General features: G+C 69.6%; 24 protein-coding genes. 10 read left to right on the plus strand and 14 right to left on the minus strand.

The genetic code is table 11. The features are described 5' to 3' along the window. The 4 genes from AC1DQF_RS16735 to pepN form a co-directional block, all read right to left on the minus strand. Nucleotides 1-1,116, minus strand: a 1,116-nt coding sequence (locus tag AC1DQF_RS16735) for an AAA family ATPase (protein ID WP_477526352.1), incomplete at its 3' end; no start/stop codon positions are given. Beyond that, entirely contained in the window at nt 1,116-2,279 is a 1,164-nt protein-coding gene (locus AC1DQF_RS16740; RefSeq protein WP_477526353.1) for an exonuclease SbcCD subunit D, read from the minus strand. The genes AC1DQF_RS16735 and AC1DQF_RS16740, both read right to left, overlap by 1 nt. Nucleotides 2,280-2,339: 60 nt before the next feature. Next, nucleotides 2,340-3,176, minus strand: coding sequence for a formate dehydrogenase accessory sulfurtransferase FdhD (locus AC1DQF_RS16745; protein WP_477526354.1), 837 nt, complete (start codon nt 3,174-3,176; stop codon nt 2,340-2,342). Next, nucleotides 3,173-5,662, minus strand: a complete 2,490-nt coding sequence (gene pepN / locus AC1DQF_RS16750; protein WP_477526355.1) for an aminopeptidase N — start codon at nt 5,660-5,662, stop codon at nt 3,173-3,175. Before pepN ends, AC1DQF_RS16745 begins: the two co-directional genes overlap by 4 nt. Nucleotides 5,663-5,844: 182 nt before the next feature. Between pepN and AC1DQF_RS16755 the strand changes: the two genes are divergently transcribed. From AC1DQF_RS16755 to AC1DQF_RS16770, 4 genes are all read left to right on the plus strand, one after another. Next, nucleotides 5,845-5,988, plus strand: a complete 144-nt coding sequence (locus tag AC1DQF_RS16755) for a hypothetical protein (RefSeq protein WP_477526356.1) — start codon at nt 5,845-5,847, stop codon at nt 5,986-5,988. Between the two features lie 44 nt (nt 5,989-6,032). Continuing rightward, on the plus strand, nt 6,033-6,497 hold the full coding sequence (locus AC1DQF_RS16760) for an OsmC family protein (protein ID WP_477526357.1): 465 nt from the start codon (nt 6,033-6,035) through the stop codon (nt 6,495-6,497). A 22-nt stretch (nt 6,498-6,519) separates the two neighbouring features. After that, a complete protein-coding gene (locus tag AC1DQF_RS16765) occupies nt 6,520-6,960 on the plus strand; it encodes an SRPBCC family protein (RefSeq protein ID WP_477526358.1) in 441 nt (146 codons plus the stop codon). 67 nt (nt 6,961-7,027) lie between these two features. Next, entirely contained in the window at nt 7,028-7,408 is a 381-nt protein-coding gene (locus AC1DQF_RS16770; RefSeq protein WP_477526359.1) for a VOC family protein, read from the plus strand. Between the two features lie 20 nt (nt 7,409-7,428). On the opposite strand, the gene AC1DQF_RS16775 is transcribed toward AC1DQF_RS16770, so the two are convergent. Then, nucleotides 7,429-8,154 carry a peptidylprolyl isomerase gene (locus AC1DQF_RS16775; protein ID WP_477526360.1) on the minus strand — a complete coding sequence of 242 codons (726 nt, stop codon included), beginning with the start codon at nt 8,152-8,154 and terminating at the stop codon, nt 7,429-7,431. A gap of 56 nt (nt 8,155-8,210) precedes the next feature. On the opposite strand from AC1DQF_RS16775, the gene AC1DQF_RS16780 reads away from it, so the two are divergent. The 4 genes from AC1DQF_RS16780 to AC1DQF_RS16795 all read left to right on the plus strand — a co-directional run bounded on the left by AC1DQF_RS16780 (nt 8,211) and on the right by AC1DQF_RS16795 (nt 11,061). Then, on the plus strand, nt 8,211-8,570 hold the full coding sequence (locus AC1DQF_RS16780; protein WP_477526361.1) for a hypothetical protein: 360 nt from the start codon (nt 8,211-8,213) through the stop codon (nt 8,568-8,570). Between the two features lie 88 nt (nt 8,571-8,658). After that, nucleotides 8,659-9,534: a lysylphosphatidylglycerol synthase domain-containing protein gene (locus AC1DQF_RS16785; protein WP_477526362.1), complete on the plus strand. Its 876-nt coding sequence runs from the start codon at nt 8,659-8,661 to the stop codon at nt 9,532-9,534. Nucleotides 9,535-9,651: 117 nt separating this feature from the next. Next, nucleotides 9,652-10,398, plus strand: a complete 747-nt coding sequence (locus AC1DQF_RS16790; RefSeq protein WP_477526363.1) for a phosphatase PAP2 family protein — start codon at nt 9,652-9,654, stop codon at nt 10,396-10,398. Then, on the plus strand, nt 10,399-11,061 hold the full coding sequence (locus AC1DQF_RS16795; RefSeq protein ID WP_477526364.1) for a glycerophosphodiester phosphodiesterase: 663 nt from the start codon (nt 10,399-10,401) through the stop codon (nt 11,059-11,061). A gap of 21 nt (nt 11,062-11,082) precedes the next feature. Here the strand turns inward: AC1DQF_RS16795 and AC1DQF_RS16800 are convergent, their stop codons facing one another. The 4 genes from AC1DQF_RS16800 to AC1DQF_RS16815 form a co-directional block, all read right to left on the minus strand. Then, a complete protein-coding gene (locus AC1DQF_RS16800; RefSeq protein ID WP_477526365.1) occupies nt 11,083-12,516 on the minus strand; it encodes a glycosyltransferase in 1,434 nt (477 codons plus the stop codon). A 14-nt stretch (nt 12,517-12,530) separates the two neighbouring features. Then, complete coding sequence (locus tag AC1DQF_RS16805) at nt 12,531-12,713, minus strand: hypothetical protein (protein ID WP_477526366.1); 183 nt, start codon at nt 12,711-12,713, stop codon at nt 12,531-12,533. A gap of 116 nt (nt 12,714-12,829) precedes the next feature. Next, nucleotides 12,830-13,252 (minus strand): hypothetical protein, encoded by a 423-nt coding sequence (locus AC1DQF_RS16810; RefSeq protein WP_477526367.1) that lies wholly within the window; start codon nt 13,250-13,252, stop codon nt 12,830-12,832. Nucleotides 13,253-13,354: 102 nt separating this feature from the next. Then, nucleotides 13,355-13,684, minus strand: a complete 330-nt coding sequence (locus tag AC1DQF_RS16815) for a hypothetical protein (protein ID WP_477526368.1) — start codon at nt 13,682-13,684, stop codon at nt 13,355-13,357. A gap of 310 nt (nt 13,685-13,994) precedes the next feature. Between AC1DQF_RS16815 and AC1DQF_RS16820 the strand changes: the two genes are divergently transcribed. Further along, complete coding sequence (locus tag AC1DQF_RS16820) at nt 13,995-14,294, plus strand: hypothetical protein (protein WP_477526369.1); 300 nt, start codon at nt 13,995-13,997, stop codon at nt 14,292-14,294. A gap of 93 nt (nt 14,295-14,387) precedes the next feature. On the opposite strand, the gene AC1DQF_RS16825 is transcribed toward AC1DQF_RS16820, so the two are convergent. After that, on the minus strand, nt 14,388-15,668 hold the full coding sequence (locus AC1DQF_RS16825; protein ID WP_477526370.1) for a HepT-like ribonuclease domain-containing protein: 1,281 nt from the start codon (nt 15,666-15,668) through the stop codon (nt 14,388-14,390). 121 nt (nt 15,669-15,789) lie between these two features. Between AC1DQF_RS16825 and AC1DQF_RS16830 the strand changes: the two genes are divergently transcribed. Beyond that, complete coding sequence (locus AC1DQF_RS16830) at nt 15,790-16,854, plus strand: zinc-ribbon domain-containing protein (RefSeq protein WP_477526371.1); 1,065 nt, start codon at nt 15,790-15,792, stop codon at nt 16,852-16,854. 37 nt (nt 16,855-16,891) lie between these two features. Here the strand turns inward: AC1DQF_RS16830 and AC1DQF_RS16835 are convergent, their stop codons facing one another. The 4 genes from AC1DQF_RS16835 to AC1DQF_RS16850 all read right to left on the minus strand — a co-directional run. Then, nucleotides 16,892-17,674 carry a hypothetical protein gene (locus tag AC1DQF_RS16835; protein ID WP_477526372.1) on the minus strand — a complete coding sequence of 261 codons (783 nt, stop codon included), beginning with the start codon at nt 17,672-17,674 and terminating at the stop codon, nt 16,892-16,894. A gap of 4 nt (nt 17,675-17,678) precedes the next feature. Further along, a complete protein-coding gene (locus AC1DQF_RS16840; RefSeq protein ID WP_477526373.1) occupies nt 17,679-18,665 on the minus strand; it encodes an AAA family ATPase in 987 nt (328 codons plus the stop codon). Nucleotides 18,666-18,821: 156 nt separating this feature from the next. Further along, nucleotides 18,822-20,693, minus strand: a complete 1,872-nt coding sequence (locus AC1DQF_RS16845; protein WP_477526374.1) for a Mu transposase C-terminal domain-containing protein — start codon at nt 20,691-20,693, stop codon at nt 18,822-18,824. Further along, nucleotides 20,678-21,010, minus strand: a 333-nt coding sequence (locus AC1DQF_RS16850) for a hypothetical protein (protein ID WP_477526375.1), incomplete at its 5' end; no start/stop codon positions are given. The genes AC1DQF_RS16850 and AC1DQF_RS16845, both read right to left, overlap by 16 nt.

Below are 21,010 nucleotides of genomic sequence, written 5' to 3' on the forward strand. Positions count from 1 at the left end.
GGCCTGGAGTGCGGCCGCCGACCCGGTGAGGGCCCGGGCGAGGTCGTCGAGCACGGGATCGGTCTCGTGGGGATCCGCCAGCGTCGTCCAGCGGGCCAGGGTGCGGGCCGCCTCGCGGCGCGAGAGGTCCCGCACACCCTCGGCCTCCACGAGGGCGTCGTCCAACCCGGTGAGCGCGGCGGCGCGTTGTGCCCGCTCGACGCGCAACCTCGACCGTCGGTGCGCCCCGGCGTCATGGTCGGCGACGACGCGCGCGGCCGAGGCGTGGGTGGCCTGGAGGACGCCGATCCGCTCGGCGTCCACCAGCTCGACCTCGGCCCGGCGGGCGGAGTCGTCGGCGACCGCAGCGGCCACGGCGGCTGAGTAGGTGCGAGCTCGGGCGCTGCCGCGCAGGGCATCGAGCCAGGCACGGAGGTCGTCGGGAGTCGCGTCCTCGTCGGGCGTCGGCCGGCCGGCGGTCTCGCTGAGCCTGCTCACGAGCGCGGAGACGGCGACGGCGTGCTGCTCGGACGCGCGGCGCACCGAGACGCGGTGGTCGCGGAGCCAGCGCTCGACCTGGTCGAAGCGCCCCGTGCGGAAGACCTGCTGGAGCAGCGCGTGACGCTCCTCGGAGCGCGCCCGCAGGAACGCCTGGAAACGGCCTTGGGGGAGCATCGCGACCTGGCAGAACTGGGGCAGGTTCATCCCGACGAGCCGCGTCATGAGGTGGCCCGCCTCGTCGAGCCGCGTGGAGCGGGTGACCCAGGCTCCCTCGACGCGCTCGGTGAGATGCACCGAGGCCTGCTCGGTGGTGATGCCGGTGCCGCGCTTCTTGGGACGCTGCCACGCAGGAGAGCGCTCGACGCGCCACCGTCGTCCTGACAGCGTCACCTCGAGCGTCACGGTGGGGGCCACGCCCGGAGCGGCCTGGTCGCAGCGCAGCCGCTTGGCCACCGAGCGATCGCCGGGGACGTCGCCGTAGAGCGCGAAGCAGACTGCGTCGAGGATGCTCGACTTGCCCGCCCCGGTGGCACCACTGAGCAGGAAGAGCCCGGCAGCGGACAGGGCGTCGAAGTCGATCGACACGGTCTCGGCGAACGGGCCGAAGGCGGTGGCCTCGAGGGTGTGCAGGCGCATCAGGCCTCACCGACCAGGACGTCGAAGTCGGTGTCCTCACAGCAGGCGTCGACCGCCTCGCGCAGCAACGCGGCCTCGGGGACGGTGGCCGGGGCGCCGCGCAGATCGGCGACGAAGTCGAGGGCCACGTCGTGATCGCCGCGACCGGCGGCACGGGCGGCGGGCGTCGTGCCGGTGGGGGCGCCCACGGGCGCGAAGGTGAGGACGAGTGCGTGCGGGAACCGGTCGCGCAGCCGGTCCATCGCGTGCAGCGGACGCACCCGGTCGGTGAGGGTGGCCTGGACCCACGCGTCCTCGTGCGCCGCGAGTCGGGGGTCGACCAGCAGGGTCTCGAGGTCGCCGGTCAGGCGGGCCAGCCGACGCGGGACCGGGGCCTCGACGAACTCGGCGCGGGAAAGGCCGTCGGCGTCGAGGTCGACGAGCCAGGAGCCCTTGCGGTGGTCGGCCTCGGAGAAGGAGTAGGCGAGCGGGGATCCGCTGTAGCGCACCGACTCGGTGAGGATGTGGCGACCGTGGAGGTGCCCGAGGGCCACGTAGTCGATGCCGTCGAAGGCCGAGGTGGCCACGCGGGACACCCCGCCGACGCTGATGTCGCGCTCGGAGTCGGAGGGTTCGGCCCCGGCGACGAACGCGTGCGCCATGACCACCGAGCGGGTGCGCCCGCTTCGGCCGGCGAGGTCGTCGCGGACCCGGGCCATGGCCGCGTCGAGCGCCGCCTGGTGGGACCTGGCAGGAAGCTGCCACGGCTCGACCAGGGCACGGGGGTCGAGGTAGGGCAGGGCGTGGATCGCCACCGGCCCGTGGTCGTCGTCGAGCAGGACGGGAGCGCCGACCGTGACCATCGACGTCCGGATGAAGACGCCGGCGGCATCGATGAGGCGCGACCCGAAACCGAGGCGCTGGGCCGAGTCGTGGTTGCCGCTGGTGACGACGAGACGCGCCGGCGAGGCGGCGAGCCGGGCGAAGGCCTCGTCGGCCAGGTGGACGGCGTCGACGTGGGGGAGGGCCCGGTCGTAGACGTCACCCGAGACCAGGACGACGTCGACCTCCTCAGCCGTCACCACCTCGAGGAGGTGGTCGACGAACGCACCCTGGTGCCCGAGCAGGTCCTCCCGGTGGAAGGACCTCCCCAGGTGCCAGTCGGAGGTGTGCAGGATGCGCATGGGACGAACCTAATTTCGACCACCGACAGTGGGCGGGAGCCCACGCCGCGGGGGAGGACGTCAGGCGTACTGGACGCACCGGCGGGACGACGTGAAGCCGTACAGCACGAGGCCCGCCTCACGGGCGAGGTCGACCGACAGGGACGTGGGTGCGCCCACGGCGACCAGGCTGCCGATCCCGGCGGTGACGGCCTTCTGGACGAGCTCGAAGCCGGCGCGGCCGCTGACCACCAGGCAGGCCGCGGCCGCCGGACGGCCACCCAGCACCCGGGTGCCGATCACCTTGTCGACCGCGTTGTGCCGGCCCACGTCCTCGCGGACGACCTCGAGCACCCCGTCGGCCGAGGCCAGCGCGGCGGCGTGCACGCCCCCGGTCCGGTCGAAGAGCTGTTGGCCCGTGCGCAGGCGGTCGGGCAGGACCCGGGCGACCTCGGGCGCGGGGACCTCACCGGTCCAGCGGTCGCCGTGTACGACGTCGAGCACCTCGGCGACGCTGTCCTTGCCGCACACGCCGCACGCCGACGACCCCGCACTGCGGGCCTCGTGCCGGTGTGCGGTGCCGATGTCGGTGCCGGGTGCCACGGTGATGGTCACGACGTTGAACTCCTGCTCCGGACCGAGGTCGACGTCGGTGCAGTAGGCCACCTGACGGATCGACCCGGGAGGGAAGAGTGACTCGCTCACCGCGAAGCCCGCCGCCAGCTCGAAGTCGTGACCCGGCGTGCGCATCGTCACCCACACGCGGCGCGCGGGCGCCCCGGGCACGGCCAGCCGGATCTCCAGTGGCTCTTCGGTGGCCAGCCGGTCCTCGTGGTGCCGGGTGCCGTCGTCGAGGTGCTCGGTCACCCGGGTCCGCACCGACGGACCCGGGCGGCGCGGGCGAGCGCTGGTCGTCACGCCGACACCGAGCGGGCGCCCTGGCGCCGCTGGAGCTCGTCGGCCATCACCCGCAGCTGGCGACGCAGCGACAGGTCGAGGGACTCGTCGCCGGCGAGCCGGTCGGCCTGGTCCACGGTCGCGGGGTCGCGCGAGGTGATCGGGAAGAACCAGCACGCGGCGTCCGCGAGCACCCAGCCCGTGCGGTGGGAGGGGGTCTCGGGAAGGTCGGTGAAGAAGCGCTCGACGTACGGCGTCGTCAGGTGCTCCTGGTCCGGCAGCCACATGCCCTGACCGGTCGCCTGCAGCTCGTAGTTGGGCACGTCCTCCGCGCCGGTGAAGCGCCCCCAGGCCCAGGCCTTCGCAGCGTCGTCCGGCAGGGACGCGACCGCCCGCGCGTGGTCGACGCGCGACGTCGCGGTGGGCTCGTCGGCCAGGAAGCGGTCGAGCGTCGTGCGGTCGGTGCCGCCCAGGGCGGCCAGCTGCACGAGCAGCCGCCACCTCAGGCTGAGGTCCACGTCGATGCCGTCGGGGACCTTTCCCTCCAGCCACCGGGAGAGCTCCTCGGGGCTGCGGCACGAGGCGACCGCTCCCTGGAAGGCCGCGAGCTGCACGGTGCTCTGCGGCTCGGCGGTCGAGGCGCGAGCCAGGCAGGCCTGGTGCAGCGCCTCGAGGGCCGCACGAGGATCGCTCGCCAGCGGTGCGACCTTGGACAGCAGCCATTCCATCAGCAGCATCTTGCTGGGCGCGGAGGCCCAGCCGTTGAACGACAGCGGCTCGTCGCTGGGCTCGTCGGGGATGGTGACGACGGCGACGGCGAGCACGTCCTCGGGCGTGGCGCCGCCCAGCTCGAAGGCACTTCGCAGGTTGTTCCAGACGGCGGAGCGCTCCATCGGGTCCCGGCTGGAGCGCATCACCGAGGGGAGCAACGAGATCGTGGTGGCGTCGGGCCGGGCCAGCAGCCAGGAGCTCTCGTCCACGTCGATGACGACGGCCTCGTCCGAACCGACGTCCAGGGGCGTGGTCTCCGACGACAGGGTCAACGGCACGCGGCGGCTGTCACCGCTGGCCGGCGTGACGGCGACGGTGAGGGCGTGCGTGCGCTCGACGGGCTCGACGGCCGGGGGAGTGCGCCGCAGCACCCCCGCCTCGCGGTCGTGCGCCACGGTGTCCACGCCGCGCGTGCGCAGCCAGCCGTCGGTGACGTCGGACAGGTCACCGGCGCCCGCCCGTTCCCAGCTGGCGAACAGGTCGTGCATGGTCGCGTTGCCGAAGCGGTGGGTCTCGAAGTGGTCGACGACGCCGCGGAAGAACACATCGTCCCCGATGCGCCCGTTGAGCTGCTTGAGCAGCGTCGAGCCCTTGACGTAGGAGATGCCGTCGAAGTCCTGCAGAGCCGCGGTCGCGTCCATCGCGCCGTTGCCCGCCACCGGGTGGGTCGCCGGGCCTGCGTCCGCGAGCAGGCCCCACTGGCGGCGCATGTAGGAGCTGTGCACCCATGCGTCGTCGTACTGCGTGACGTCGGCGGCGACCCTGGTGCCGATGTACTCGGCGAAGGACTCGTTGAGCCACAGGTCGTCCCACCACACCGGCGTGGTGAGGTTGCCGAACCACTGGTGGGCCATCTCGTGGGTCACGGTCGTCGCACGGACGATCCGGGCACCACGGGTGACCTTGCTGGTGAAGATCAGCGGGTCGCGGAACGTCACGCAGCCCGGGTTCTCCATCGCCCCGGCGTTGAACTCGGGCACGAAGGCTTGGTGGTAGCTGCCGAACGGGTAGCGGATCCCGAAGAGCCGGTGCATCTCGTCGAAGCCCTGGCGGGTCAGGGTGAACAGCTCGTCGGCGTCCGCCTCCAGCTCGCGCGCCAGGCTGGCGCGGGCCGACAGCCCCAGCGGGATGCCGTCGTGCCGGTCGGTGATGAGGTGGTAGGGCCCGGCGACGACGGTGACGAAGTACGTCGACAGCGGGGGCGTCTCGGCGAAGACCCACGACCCCGGCTCGACCTGCTCGCCCGGTGCGTTGGCGACCACGACCCAGTCCTCCGGGGCGCGCACGGTCAGCCGGTACGGCGCCTTGAGGTCGGGCTGGTCGAAGCACGCGAACACGCTCGGGGCGGCGTCCATGAACGACATGCCGTAGACGTAGTGGCGCCCGTCGGCGGGGTCGACGCTGCGGTGCAGCCCTTCGCCGTCGTTGCGGAACCGCATGACCGCGTCGACGACGAGCTCGTTGTCGCCGGCGACGGTCTCGAGGGGCACCCGGCCCTGGTGGAGCAGGTCCGGGTCGATCCGGTCCCCGTTGAGCATGATCGTCCGCAGGGACGCCGGCTTGAGGTCCGCGAAGGTCGCCCCACCACGGCTACGGAACCGGATCGTGGTGTGCGACGCGAACGTCGACTCGTCCGTCGCCAGGTCCAGCGAGACGTCGTACGACGTGACGTCGAGCAGCTCTCGTCGGTCGATTGCTTCGGTGCGCTGCAGGCTCAGGTAGGGAGATCCACTCACCCGGCCACCCTAGCCACCGGCCCGGTCGGGGGGTGGGGGAGATCACCCCTGCGACGGTCGGGATCGAGGCGAGCACGGACGTAAGATGTAAGAGCCGCGCAAGCGGACATGTTCATTACACATCACGCCCGTCGAGGGCACACGAAGCCAGGCCCGGGATGGGCCGGAAGGACAGCACCGCCATGAGCACCCAGCTCCACCTCGCCAACGGAATCGTCGACGGGCGCATCCACTCGCAGGAGGACCCGGCACTGCGTCGGAACGTCCAGCTGGCCCGCCAGGAGCAGCGCCGCGCCCGTCGCGCCGCGCGTCGCGCCGCACGCTGATCCCGTCCGGCCCGCGGGGGCCGACCGGTCCCTAGGCTGGGGTCATGAGCGACGCATCCGAGAATCAGCCGAGCACCCCGTCCACCGGGCCCGACACCGTGCGCAGCATCGGTCTGAGCAAGATCGGTGAGGGCCGTTTCAAGGCCACCAACGCCCGCGGCGGCGAGACGTTCATGGGGTCTGGCGGGGAGGATCCCGACTTCACCCCCGTCGAGCTCCTCCTGGCGGCCATCGCCGGCTGCAGCGCCATCGACGTCGACCTCATCACGCGCAAGCGCTCGCAGAGCACCACCTTCGAGCTCACCTCCCAGGGCGAGAAGGTGCGTGACGAACAGGGCAACCACCTGACCGGGCTGCGCCTGACCTTCGACGTGCAGTTCCCCGAGGGGCCCGAGGGGGACGCGGCCCGGGCGTTCCTGCCGCGAGCCATCGAGCAGTCCCGGGACCGCCTGTGCACCGTGAGCCGGACCGTCCAGCTGGGCGCCGACATCGCCTACGAGCAGGCCTGACCTCCGTCGCTACGCTGGCTCCATGGTCGTGGACGTCACCGTGGAGACAGTGATCGGGCGTCCGGTCGACGAGGTGGCGGCGTACGCGGCCGACCCCACCCACGCGCCCGAGTGGTACGCCAACATCCGCTCCGTCGAGTGGCGGACGCCACCACCGATCGGCGTCGGCTCCCGGATGGACTTCGTCGCACACTTCCTCGGGCGACGCATGGCGTACACCTACGAGGTGGTCGAGCTGGTGGCGGGGGAGCGGCTGGTCATGGCCACGGCACAGGGCCCGTTCCCGATGCGCACCACGTACACCTGGGAGCCGGTGCCCGCAGGGACCCGGATGACGCTGAACAACGCCGGCGAGCCGACCGGTCTCACCCGGCTTGCCGCGCCGGTGGTGGAGCGAGCGATGCGCCGGGCCACGACCAAGGACCTCGCACGACTCGCTGCCCTGATGGAGCGGCGGGGCTGAAACCTCAACCACCACATCGCGTCCGGATCGGGGCTCGGGTGTCCGCGATCGGTGCCATGCTCGACCCATGAGGTCTCGAGGCAGCGGCATGTGGTGGGGGATGGCGATCGAGGCACCGGACCCGGGCGCTCTCGCCGCGTTCTACGCCGCGCTGCTCGACTGGCCTGTCGTCCACAGCGAGCCGGGCACCACCGTCGTGGCGACGGCCGAGGCCGGTCCCTTCGTCGTGTTCCAGCAGGCCGAGGGCTACGAGCGTCCGGTGTGGCCGCCGGCGGAGGGTCGACAGCGGCCGATGATGCACCTCGACGTGCAGGTGGGCGACCTCGACGAGGCCGCCCGCGAGGCGGTCGCGCTCGGCGCCACACTGGTCGACGCGCAGCCCAACCCGCAGGTGCGGGTGCTGCTCGACCCGGCCGGGCACCCGTTCTGCCTGTGCCTGGACGGGTGAGCGGCAGAGCCGCCCGGAGGTCAGTCGAGCGTGACGCCAGTGATCGTGACCTCGTCCTTGGGAGACCCGTCAGGCCCACCCTCGGCCGTGCCCTTGGCGGCGATCTTCTCGAGGAGGGCGACGCCGTCCTCGTCGAACGTGCCGAACTCGGTGTAGACGGGGTCGAGCACCCCGGAGTCGGCGTACACGAGGAAGAACTGCGAGCCGCCGGAGTCGGGCGCGGAGGTCTTGGCCATGGCCAGCACACCCGGTCCGTACTTCTCCGAGCCGTCGACCTCGTCGGCGATGGTGTAGCCGGGACCACCCATCCCGGACGCGGTCGGGTCGCCGCACTGGAGCACGTAGATGCCCTGGGTGGTGAGGCGGTGGCACTGGGTGTCGTCGAAGTAGCCCTGCTCGGCCAGCGAGAGGAAGTTGTTGACGGTGCACGGCGTCCGGTCGGCGTCGAGCTCGATGGCGATGTCACCCATGTTGGTGGAGATGGTGCCGTTCACGGTGCCCGTGGCGGTCGCCTCGGCGGGCGGGGGCTCCACGGCCTTCGCCGGCTCGGACCCGTCTGCCGGGTACTCGCACGCGGTCGCGTCCCCGGCAGGCTCCTCGCTCGGGCTCTCCGTGGAGCTCTCGGTCTGGCTCGAGGCACCCGTCGCCGGGTCGACGGCCTCGTCGTTGTCGGCCTCGTTGCCACAGGCAGCGAGCGTGGAGAGCGCCAGGAGGGCGGCGGTCGCGGGCAGCAGTCGCTTCAGCATGGGTCGGATCGTACTCAGGCGCCGGGCGGACCAGACCGTGTGCCTAGGATGTGCGCGTGAAGCGGGACGGGATCTTCAAGGTCAACAACGCAGCGGTCCTGGTCACCGTGGCGGTCCTGGTGCTCCTGCTGGCGGCAGTGCCGTTGGCGCTGCTCCTCGACCGCTCGATCGATCGCAACCGGCCGATGTACTCCGACCTGTCGCGGATGACGATCATGCAGGACAGGAGCCTGCTCGACACCGGCAAGGTCGTGCCGGTGCAGCTGTCCTCCGGGGAGTCGGCGACGATCGGCGCCACCGAGTTCGTCGCCTCGGACGGTGTCTCGATCGTCGTGCGCGGCCACGACGGCGACACGGCGTACTGCATCACGGTCCGCAACGAGCACGGCGCCGAGTCGGACCGGCACTGCAGCTGAGTCGGAATCCTCGCGGAATCGCCGGTTCACCGCTGATTCTTTACCATGGAGACACCTCTCGTCCTCCGTGACTAAGGAAACCCCCCTGTTGAGCCTGCGTGCCCTGCTGCACTCACGCGTCGTCCTGGCGATCGGGGTCGCCATCAGCGTCGCCGTCCCCGCCGTCACCTTGCCCCGTCTCCCGCACGTGGCCGTGTGGCCGGTGCTGCTCGGCCTGCTGCCCTGGGTGATCGGGAAGTACGTCCTGTGCCCGCTGCGCTGGCGCGCCCTGACCGATGCGGGCCTGAGCCGGCGCTGGCACCTGCGGGCGTACGCCGAGTCCGAGCTGCTGGGCCTGCTGACCCCCGGCCACGTCGGCGCGGACGTCTGGCGCCTGCACCGGCTCACCCGCAGCGGCCTGCCGCGCGGTGATGCCCTGGTGAGCGTCGGGACGGACCGTTTCGTGGGCGCCGTGGGCCTGGCCGTCTTCGTGGCGTTCGCCGGTGCCGCGCTGCCGACGCGCATGTTGCTCGTCGCCGTGGGCGTGGGCGCGGCAGTGGTGGTCGGTGCCCTGGTCGTGCGGCGGGTGCGCCCCGACTGGCTGCCCAGCAAGCCGCTGCCTCGACCACGCCAGCTGGCGCACGCACTGCTGCTCTCGACGGGCTACCAGCTGTCGATCGCCGCTCTCCTCCTGGGGACGGTGGCGGCCACGGGTCACACGGTCTCCCCACTCGCCGTCCTGGGTGCCTTCGGGGCCAGCCAGCTCGCCGGAGCGGTCCCCGGACCCAACGGCGCCAGTCCGCGCGACGCCGCGCTCGTGGTGGCCCTGGTGGCCCTCGGCGTCCCGTGGCTGGCGGCGACCGCCGCGGTGACGCTCAAGGCCGCCGTCGCCTGGCTGCCCGCACTGGCGCTCGGTGGGATCAGCCTTCTGCTCACCCGTCGCGCGCTGCGTGCGGCCGCATCCGCATCCCCCTTGCCGGCCTGAACCGGAGGCACCGACCAATTGCCCGGTCTGATCGGGACCATCGACCCCCGCGCGAGGTCGGGACCCGGGTGACCATGGACGCAGACCGTCAAGTGTCCACACGGGAGCGGGAAGGCCATGCTGCATGCCCCGGAGCGCCTGCCCGGACGTGAGTCGGTGGCGGCCCGCCTCCCGTTCGTCCTGTGGCAGACCTGTCTGGTGGCCCTCGCGGTCTTCGTCTACTTCCGCGTCCGGGGGCTCACACAGGGTTCGTTCGCAACGGCTCAGACCCATGCCCTCCACCTCGTCCGGCTCGAGTCGTGGCTCGGCATCGACGTGGAGGAGGACCTCCAAGAGCTCGTCGCGCCCTCCGCCACGGTCCAGACGGTGGCCAACTGGATCTACATCTGGGGCCACTGGCCGGTCATCATCGCCACCATGATGTGGCTCGTATGGCGCCACCGCGTCGTGTTCGTACGGCTGCGCAACGCGATGCTCGTGTCCGGCGCCCTGGGCATGGTGGTGTTCGTGAGCTACCCCGTCGCCCCGCCGCGCCTGGCCGGTCTCGGGCTGGTCGACACGGTGAGCGACCAGTCCCGGGCCTACCGGGTCCTGCAGCCACCGGCCTTCGTCAACCAGTACGCCGCCATGCCCAGCCTGCACTCCGGCTGGGACCTGCTGGTGGGCATGGCGATCTTCGCGGCTGCGGGCTCCGTGGCCCTGAAGGTGGTCGGGCTGGCCATGCCCGTCCTGATGGCGTTCGCGGTGGTCGCGACGGCCAACCACTACGTCGTCGACGTGATCGCCGGGGTGGCCCTGGCCCTGGTCGGGCAGGCGGTCGCCCTGTGGCTCGAGAGACGCAAGAGCCGGGGGAGCGTGGTCTGAGTGCCGGTCCTGGCCATCGCCCACCGGGCCGGCAACTCGCTGGCCGGGCTCCACTCCGCCAACCGGCTTGGGGTGGACGTCATCGAGTGCGACGTCCACGAGTACCGGGGGCGCCTCGAGGTGCGCCACCTGAAGACGGCGGGTCCACTGCCACTGCTCTGGGACCGATGGGAGCTGGCGTCGGCCTCGGCGCCCCGGCTGGGCCTCGACGAGCTGCTCGAGGCCGACGAGCACGGCACCACCTTCATGCTCGATATCAAGGGTCGCCGGGCCGCGGCTGCGGCGTCGGTGGCACGCTTCCTGCACCATCGGGGGCACCACGGTCCCGTTCTCGTGTGCGGTCGCTGGTGGCACTCGGTGGAGACGGTGGCCCAGCTGCCGTTCGTGCAACCGGTCCTCTCGGCCCGCACCCGCGGCGAGCTGGCCCGCCTGCGGCGGCGCCTGGCGGAGGGTCCTCCCGTGCACGGCGTGTCGGTCCACCGGTCGCTCCTGGACCCTGTCGTGGTCGCCGAGCTGCACGACCACGTCCGCCTGGTCATGACGTGGGCGGTCAACGACCTCCCCACCCTGGACGCCGTGCTGGCGATGGGAGCGACCGGGATCATCAGCGACGAGCCGACGGTCCTGACCGAGCTGCTCAGTCGTCGTACGTCGGGCGCCTGACCCGGTCGCCCGTGGAGGCGCTCACCGTGGGGCGTGCTCCAGCATCGAGGCGAACAGGTCGGCGTACTGGATGAGGTGCCGGTCGCCCAGGAACCGGTCCACCACCCGGAGATGGGCGCCCCGCCCCAGTCGGCCCGCGGTGTCGTGGTCACGCAGCAGCGCGTCGATCGCACCGGCCATGGCGTCGAGGTCGTGGGGATCGGCGAGGAGGACTCCGCTGACCCCGTCCTCGACCTGGTCGCTGATGCCGCCGACGGCCGACGCCACCACCGGGCGGGACTTCCACATGGGCTCGGTCACGGTGAGACCGAACCCCTCGACCAGGCTCTTCTGCACCACCACGGAGGCGTGGCGCTGGAGTGCGTTGACGAGGTGGGCGTTCTCGTCGACGTCGTCCATCGGCAGCGCTGCCAGGTGGACACGGGCCCGCACCGCGGCCGGCAGCGCGGCACGCGCCTGCCGACAGGAGTCGAGGACCGCACCACCCTCGGGGTCGTCCGTCACTCCCGACACGTCGGGACCGGCCAGCACGAGGTGCGCGTCCTGCGGCAGTCGCGTCGCGTTGTCGGCGAAGCCGCGGAGCACGCCCTCCATGTCCTTGAGTCGGTCCCACCTGCTCACCTGCAGGACGATCCTCGCCGTCTCCGGGACCGGCAGGTCGTCCATCATCAGGCTCACCCGGTCGCGCACCCGTCCGGCACCGTCGCTGCGCCGGCTGAACTCCGTCCGGCCACCACCGGACGAGGCGCTGACCAAGCCGGCCAGGTCCAGCGTGGTCCGCACGTCCTCGACGCCGATCTCCGCGTTCTTGGCGCTGAACGGGTCGAGGGACGGAGGGATCACCCACAACCGGTCGTCGGGCACCCAGTCGGGGGCGTAGGCCCGTCGGGAGAAGACGAAGGCGGCGGCCTGCTCGACGTACGGGCGCAGGAAGGCCCAGCCGACGTCGGCCCTCTCGCGGGGGTCGTCGCGACCGACGTGACAGCGCCAGGCGACGACGGCCCCCCGCAGGACCAGCTCGTCCACGAGTCCCGCGGTCTGTGGGTCGTGCAGGATCACGATGTCGCCGGGCCGGACCCGCCGGCGCAGGTCGGGGAGGTTGGCGGCCAGCACCGCCTCGTAGTGGGCACGGGCAGCATCGTCGAGCTGCCGGCCGTCGCCGGGGGAGCCGTGCAGGAAGTTGTGCAGGCGCTTGGTGACGGCGAAGAACTCCGGGTCCGCATCGAGCACCAGCCACCGGGTGTCGACCCCCGCGCCGCGTCCGTAGGCGACGAGCACCTGGAGCAGCTCGGCGACGCCGCCGCCCCGCGCCGTGGAGCTCACGTTCCAGACGACGCGCCCCCGCAGCCCGTTGGCGGCCGCCTCGGCCCGGACCCGCAGGGCCTCCGCCCGCTCGGGCGTGAGGATGCGCTCCAGTCGACGCAGGTCCAGGGCGTCGATCCTCACCTCGTGCACGGGGTCAGATCTCCTCAGCGCGCCAACGCCTGGAACGCCTGGTAGACCATGAAGGCCGGCCAGAACAGTCCCTCGACGATGGCCCACAGGTGATCGAGGAAGCCATCGGCCTGCTGCCAGAACCAGACCAGCGCCCCGAAGACCCCGAGCCCGTAGATCGCGCCACCACCGGCAGCGCCTGCGTTGCTGTCGCCCATGGTCGCGCCTCCGTCCCTGACCCGAGCCTCGGGCCTCACGGCCCGACGCACACGAGGCGAAGGTCCCGAATCAGGGGACAGGCGGAATGGTGGGAGGACCCCGGCCGAGCCGGTGATCAGGTCGGCTCGGGGTCGTCGTCGTCGCTGTCGGGATCGCCGTCGGTCGCGTTGCCGGAGTCGCCCTGCATCAACCTCCGGCGGTCCTCACGGGCGGCGGCTCGGTCCTGCTCGGCCCGCGCGCGGTCCAGGGCAGCCTGGCGCCGCTCGGTCCAGTGCGCCCCGTAGTCGCTCGTCGGGTCCAGCAGCTCGGCCCGGTCGAGGTCGTTCTCCCGCTTCGCGGCCACCGCGTCACGGGCGTCGGCGACGGCGTCCCGTTCGGCGRCCGCGTCCAGGATCGCGCGGGCAGCGCTCTGTCGTCTCGCCTCCGCGGCCTCGCGTTCCCTCACCGCCGCCTCACGCGCCTTCGCATCGCGGGCGTCGGCAGGATCCCGACCCCCGTCGCCCCGTTCGTCGCCGCGCCGTTCATCCCCAGCCCCCATGTCGGCAGTGAATCACCAACGACGCGCGTTGGCGAGCCGCCGCGGCGTCGCGGGCCGGACACGGACTACACCGGTGTGACTCCATCGGAGCCCACCATGTTCTCAGGCGCCCCGTGCGGCCCGAGGCGAGTCCCGGAGCAGGCGGGCCAGGGCTTCCAGGTCGCGTCGTGAGGCGGCGCGGTCGTTGCGGGCACGTTCGCGATCGAGACGCGCATGGCGCTGCTCTGGCGCGTAGCTGCTCGCAGTCTCGTGCGATTCGGCCCGGTCGAGCGCCTGCTCGCGCAGGTCGGCCTCGGCATCGCGGGCGTCGGCGGCGACGTCCCGAGCGCGGGCCGCATCGAGGATCTCCTGGATGTAGGCCGGCATCCGCCCCGGCTCGTCGACCGCAAGGGCATCGACCAGCTCGTTGAATCCCTCGTGGTCCGACCGCATACCGGCAGTGAACCAGTCGCCCGCGCCCGTGGGGTGGCCCGAAAAGGGTGAGCCTGTCAGGAGAGGTGTGAAGTGACAAGACACATGGCAGCGGGGCCACTTGCCTGACAGCGATCCTGAGCGAGTTCTCGGCTCACCCGCAGTCCGACAGGTGACAACCGGAATGACAGCAGTCTCGGGAGCACCCTTCTCGTCGCTTCGTGTGACATTCAATCTGGCAGCACCGGGATCTGGGGCGACACGCCAATGGTCCTGACGAAGTCGAGCGCGCTCGCCAATTGTGGACCGGGCTTCATGTCATGATCCCGGCATGATGATTGGGGCAGGACTGGCCTTGTTGGCCGCTGGGGCAACGTTCGTACTCTTCGGTGTCACCAAATCCGTTGCGGACAAGGGCGCTGGCGCCACTAGGGCGGACTATGCGGAAGTTCTCGGCCTTGGGTTGGCCTACCTCGGCGCCGCCATCTGCTTCGCGGTTGGGTACCCGAACGTGAAGATTTCGTTTGCAGTGGCCATTGCCGTGGTCGTCGGGTGTGCTGGTTACCTCTGGAAGCACCACCAGAGCGACGAGGTCAGCCAGCGCAGTCAGGCTGGCCAATCCGTTCGATGACGCGACGTGGGGAGGCGTATGCGCCAACACCTGCTCGGCATGCGTACGGGACATCGCCTTCCAGGACTAGTCGATCCTGTTTCAGCAATACGGTCAGGGTTGCCTGAGAATCCGTCGTACCGCGGCTGCCTCGACCGGCAGGTCCGTCGCCAGGTTGTTCCAGATGGCGTCGTAGTCCTCGGTCCCAGGGTCGGTACCTATGGCGTCGCGCATGCCAACCAATTGGCGCCAGTGGACGGAAGGGTTGGACGCGACGAAGTCGTCGTCGACACGTGCGATGGCTGCGCTGATCCGACGCAGAATCGTCCCGGCGGCGAGGCGCAACGCCTCGTCCGCGTCGTACGCCGCTCGGCCCCGTTCGACGAGTCGGGTGGCCACGTGGGCGAACGTCAGGAAGTTCCCGAGGGCTCGCGACGTACTAGGTCCGAGGTGCACAAAGTCCGGTATGGCTCGGGTGGCGGCATAGTGCAGTGCGTCGGTGACGTCGGCAGGGTGGTCCTGAACCTCATCGGCGGGACTACGGCCTTCGAGATAGCCGTTGGGCGCCGTCACAAACAGGAGAAGGCTCTCGTCGCCCCACCCCGCGGGGGCGAGCAATTCCCGTAGGCGGTCCCAGGCAGGAGGCACGACCTTCACGCCGTCCTGGGCGCCGACGAGTTGGAACGCCGGGTATCGCACGCCTCCAGTTCGCTGCACGCCGACCAGGCCTTCGCGGACGGCTTGGCCCAAATTGGCAATGTCCGAAGCGCTGAGGAAACCTCCAGTGCGTTCCATCTCTTGCCAGCGTTCCTCGCGCAGTGCGGCCTGCGCCATGGCACCTGGGAGCCGCAACTCCCCCCACGACCTGAGTCGTTCGATGTGACCCTCGGTCAGCCCGACGTCGGGGTCCACGTTGAGGGTTAGGGCGGACACGCACCGCTGCGTCCCCGCGAGAGGCGACCGGTCGTCAGGTTTCAGACGGGTGAGCGCTTCGGCGTCTCGGTCGTCGATGTCGTCGTCGATCCAAGCGAGCGCACGGCCTTGGGCGTACCTCCGTACGTGAGGTGTCTTCGCGCTGATGTCCCGAGGCACGTTCGGCCAAGCATCCGGCAACTCGAGGGCGGGCAGATCGGGTAGTCCGACCAGCGGCGCGATTCGGTCGTTGGCGACGCGCCACCACGTCGTGCACCAAGTCAACTCGTAGAGATCGGAGAGTCCAGTGAGCCACTCGCCGTGCACCGGGTTGATGTGCAGCGTGTAGACGACGCCCTCATGGTCTCTTAACCGGTGCATCTGCCACTCTGCTTCCGGCCGACGAGGGCCGGGTTGGACGTTGAGGACTCCGTCGACGTCGACGAGTAGTAGTGGTCGTCGGGGGGCGTCGTCCTCGGGCATGAGGCCAGAATGCCGCATGGCACCGACACCGCCGCGCCCCTACAGCCTCGTTGGGCGATCGGCGCCCACGGCTGTTGCGCGGCGATTCGCTCGCCACGCGCTCCCGTGATCCGCTCTACCCATGCCTCCCAAGCGGTCCCTGTCGTCGACGCATCAAGAACTGGCCGGGCAGTGGCATCCGACCTTGAACTACGACCTGACGCCTCAAGACGTTGACGCGTCCTACCCCGAGGATGTGTGGTGGGTCTGCGATCTAGGCCACCCATTCCGAGCCCGGCTGTCCTTTCGGGTTTACGACGGGTCTGGCTGCTCCGTATGTGCCAACAAATTGGTTCGCCCTGGCATCAACGACCTGGCCACCATCGACCCCGAACTAGCGGGCGAGTGGCACCCCGTCCGCAACGGGGCCCTAACGCCGGACCTCGTGGCGCCCGGCTACACCGCGGCCGTCTACTGGCAACCGCCATGCGGTCACTGGTTTGAATCACCGCCTGCCCAGCGAAGGGGCGACCGCCGTTGCCAGGTGTGCGTCGACAAGCGGGTTTACCCCGGTCAGAACGACTTCGCCACGTTGCATCCAGACCTCGTAGGAGACCTCGCCCCAGGTCAGGACGTGAACCTGGCCCAAGTTCGAGCGACATCGCGGAAACGAGGTGTGAAGTGGTTGGCGCCCTGCGGTCATCTGTACATCGCCACGCCTCTTGAGCGGCACGAGGACCCTCTACCGCCAGAGTGCCAGAGGTGCCGCGGCAAGAGGTCGCCCAAGCGCGTGGACCTGCCGACCGTCGCCCACGTGCCCTGGCTGCTGGCCCTCTGGGACCACGAGGCAAATGGCGCGTTGAAACCGTCGGAGGTGAGAGCCRGTGACGGTCGGCAATTTGTTGCCTGGCGCTGCTCGCAGGGCCATCAGTGGAAGCGGCAGCCGAGGTACCAGAAGCCTGACTGCGGATACTGCGCGAATCGAGCACTGTTGCCCGGCGTTAACGACCTGGCGACCGTGAACCCGGCGCTGGCGGCCCAATGGCATCCGACGAAGAACGGTGACCTCACGCCAGACCAGGTCATGCCGAAGTCAGACCTCGAAGTGTGGTGGCTGGGGCCGTGTGGTCACGACTGGCAGGCGAGGATTGGCAACCGGTCCAACGGGAGCGGTTGCCGCCGGAGGTGCCCAGAGTCACGGTTATAGGTCACTGTCCGCATCGTCAGTGGTCGTTTACGCAAGGCTAGGCACCTTCTCGGTGGAAGAACCGGTCAATGCCTTCGACGAGGACCCAGCGGTCTTCGGCGACCCAGTCGAAGGCTTGGTACAGGTAGGCGCGGCGCCGGGTGGAGTCGACCCGACCCGAACGCACCTTCTCCCCGAACTCCGGTGCGCTGGTCACTCGAAGTACACGCACCGTGTCAGCGAACAGCGCGATGCGGTCGTCGACCTCACGCGTGAAGCCGGGCTGTGCGTGCGCTCGGCGTAGCCGCGCGCCCCAGGCCCCGTCTCCCACGAGGTAGGCGTTGTCGCGAACCAGTTCCCAAGCGGTCTCGTGCAGGTCGCGGTTGACAAGCCCTGCGGTGACCAGACGCCGCAACTGGGCGTCGRCACGCCATGTCACTTCGTCGAGCACTCCCTGTCGCTGGGGCTTTGTGCCGTCTCCAAGCCACTGTCCGTGTCGTCGGCAGAAGGCAAAGCGAATATGCGGATAGGTCATGACCTGCTCCCCGGCTGTACATGACAGGCAGGCCAGTTGAGTGCTTGCCTGCTTAACCCAAGGTCCGCGGGAATTGGGATGCCCGACGAGGGCAGCGGCATGGGCCTGCTCGAAGCGCTCCGGCGGGGGCCCACCGAGTTCGGCGATGGCGACACCGATGCCCCGCCGCGCCCCACCTTTTCGCAGCGTCTTGGCGAGCCACTCGAAGTCGATGGAGTTGGCAACGCACAGCCGCCGCAGATACGAGGCCGGTGTCTCAAGATGCCGATGTCGAACCGTGAGCACCTGTCGTCGAAGCGGCGTCATGACGTCAGGCGACGACACGGCCGAGCCCGAGCATGTCTGCGGTGATGGTCTCGACGCCTGAGGTACTTCGCTCACTGATTGCGGCTTGCATGGCGAAGCCGAGATGACGGCGAAGGTCACCGATTTTGCCGTTGCTCTGAGCGAGCAGGCTGTCGGCGTACGGGGCCAGATGGTCCGGCTCCGCGTCGAGCAGGTGCATGGAGGCGCCGAGGGCCCCGGCAAGTGCCGCCCACTCGGACCGGGTCGCTTCGTCGGAGCCGGTCATGGGCCGCATCTCGGTGATTTGGCACCGCGCCATGATTTGTTCTGCCGCACGACTGGCGAGTCCCACCGTGAGGTCCACTCCGGCGAAGACGCAGATGGTGCCTGAGTTGTTCATGAACGTCTTAAGGGAGTTGATGGCGTCGTCGCCAATCTGGCCGTCCAACTTCAGCATCTGGACCTCGTCGATGATGAGCATGACCGTGCCGTGGCGCTGGAGGGCGTCGATGGCAGCCGCAGTCAACTGGTGCTGTGTGGCGGACTTGAAGTTGTGCGGGATTGCGAAGAAGGTCAGGACCGAACTCGCAATTGACTTCGGCGTCGCCCGGGGCTCCATCTCGATGTACACCACCGGGACGACCCCTTCTTCCCGATAGTTGGGATTCCACTTCGACGCGAAGGCCTCAACGCTGCCTGCGACCTTGACGAGCGCGGTGGTCTTCCCGATGTGGGGAGGACCTGTCAGAACGAGGCCGTGCTCGCCGACCGTGTTGGGGTTGTGGCTGATGAGGAGCGTCTGGCTGGCAACTGTGAGCCGCCTGATTGCTGGAGTGTTCACGTGCAGTCCGTTCATGAACCACCGAAGTCGGGTGAGGTCGTACTCCTCCTTCGCAGCCTCGTCCAACTTGTCAAACTGCTTGCGGCTCAACGCACTCGGCTTAGGGATGTTCTCGTCAATGAGGTGGCGCAGGCCCGTGAGGGTGTTCTTCGGCGCGCGGGGGGAAGGCATGATGAATCAACCTGTCTGGGAATGCCTGATGTCAGGCGATGGAGTAGTCGTCGGGGTGCGGCCGCATCGGTGAGGCGGGCGGCAGCGGTGCAGCCAGGACAGGCCCGGGCCGCGGGATGTCGTCGTTCTTTCGGTTGGCCAGTTCAGCGGCCGACTTCATGGCCTTCTTGCCAGCGCGCTTAGCCGCGGCTGTGTCCTTCGTGGCTTGCTTGACGCGCGCGTTCTCGGTGGCGAGGAACTCCTCAGCCCACGCGTCATGAGTGTCTGCGGCCTGTGGCATGGCGGCGAGGTTTGCGGATGTGACACCGCCGAACGGCAGCGTGGACAGGCGGACGTTCGGCTCGCGCACTCAATCCACTCGCCGGAATCGGGATGTAGCACCCAGATGCGGTCCGGGTCGTAGGGGTCGTGGCGGATGTCCCGCTTCTCTTTGGACCCGCGCAGTCCTGCAAGAGCGGGAGAGTCGAAGACCTCCCTCTCGAACCTAACGCCGTCAGGTCCCACGATTCTTTTCACACTGGGCATGAGCGCGATGTACTCGGCCTCGGTGACGGGGAGTGGGATGCCTGCCGTTGCGTCGTACGAGGCCGAGTACATCTGGTTAGGCGTGAACGTGCGACCTGGGTGCTCGCGAAGCACCAGCGACGAGTGAGGTCGGTTCTGGTACACGCCAATGATGAAGGTGCGAATCAGCGTGTCGACTTCGACGAAGGCGACTGGGGCGCGCTGGTTTTGGCCTCGGTGGTCCGGTGAGTGCCCGACGTAGGAATCGACGTGGGACAGCAGCATCGAATTGATGGTCTTGAACGCGCGCTCTACGTGAGGCTTCGCGGTAGGGGAGTGCGGTGGGGACTGGATGACGCTGATGCCGAACATCTGAGCCGCTGCGACCGTGGGAGTGCCGAGGTAGTCCTTGCCTCGGTCGGTAGTGATGGTTTCCGGGACGATGAAGGGCATCGCCGGGGCGTCCATCGTCGCCTGTCCAAGCGCGACCATCTCGGAAGCAGGTAGAGAACGGCAGGTGCCCAACTGCGCCGACGCGTCCAGGCCCGCTACAAGGCCGCGCGGCCGCAGGATGCGGGCAAGCAGAACTGCGTGGTCGAAGGACGTCGGGGCGCCTGCGTGAACATGGAATCCGACGATGCTGCGCGTGAAGACGTCGATGGCCAGGGTCATGTGGGGGCGGAGCACGGTGCCATCAGGCATGACGACCTCGATGTCGAGGATGTTCGTGTCGATTTCGACGTAGTCGCCGGGGCCCGTGGCCACGATGGGCGCGAAGTAGCGGTCGGGCCGATTCGAGACACTGCGGCGTCCGGTCGCGGTCCCGGTCAGCCCCGCAGCATCGAGCAGCGGCCCCAGGTAGCGGCGCATAGTTCGTTCGCTGGGCCACCGGATGTCGGCATCCGGGTGGTCCTCGCGGACCCTCGCCTTCACCATTGCGATGTAGGCCTTCTCTGTGCGGGTGCTACCTCCCACACAGGCGCGGATGACCTTGTGTGCCGCTTCGTCGACCTCGGCAGGCACACGGGTGCCGCTTTGCTCCTTGAACTTGCGCCGGTCGATGAGACCGGCAATGCCGTTGTCTCGGTACTCGGCGTCCTTCCGGAACAGGGTCCGGCTGGTGACGGCAATGCCAGCCACGGTCAACTCCTCAGCCTTCAGCGCGAAGCGGTCTCGCACTGTCGTGTTGGGCCCGTAGCCGTCTCTGGGCAAGGAATCGGGGTCTGCTGGGTCAGTAACCCCGTGTCGCGCCTCGTTGAGGTGGTCGCGCCAGAAAAGGACGTCGTTGCGGACATCTGTTGCGAGTACCGCGAGTTCAATCCGCTCGACGGCGCTGTTGCCGCGTTCGTGTCCCTGCCCGTGGTACTCGAAAGTCGGGTCTTGGGAGACAGTTGCGACGTCAACCCACGCAGGTAGTCCGCCGAGGATGGGGGAGAGCCTGGTTCCCTTTTCGCCGGTTGCGTCGACGAACCAGTCCTTCTCGTCCCACGACACGATGTCTCCTAGATTCAGACGGCGCAGCATGGCGTCCCCTTCGTGGTCGTGCGGAGCACGGACTCGGTGCCAATGGCCGTAGTGAGGTCGGTGTCGACGATGCGGTGCCAGAGAAGGTGGCGGATGTGGGCGAAGGCAATGTGCGGGGAGCGCCGGTTAACCATCCGCGCGCCCTCCTGCGCGGGACGACCGCCGTCAAAGACCATCTGGATGTGCTCGTAGACGTCGGGGGTCGGGTGGTACCGATGATGTCTGGCGGCTCGGAGTGCCTGGAGGTTCCGAGCCTTCACAGGGTGCCCTTCATGGAGGACCGTGTGGCGCCAACCGACCGAGTTGCAGAGTCGGGC

This window comes from Nocardioides sp. P4_G4, from assembly GCF_056401085.1.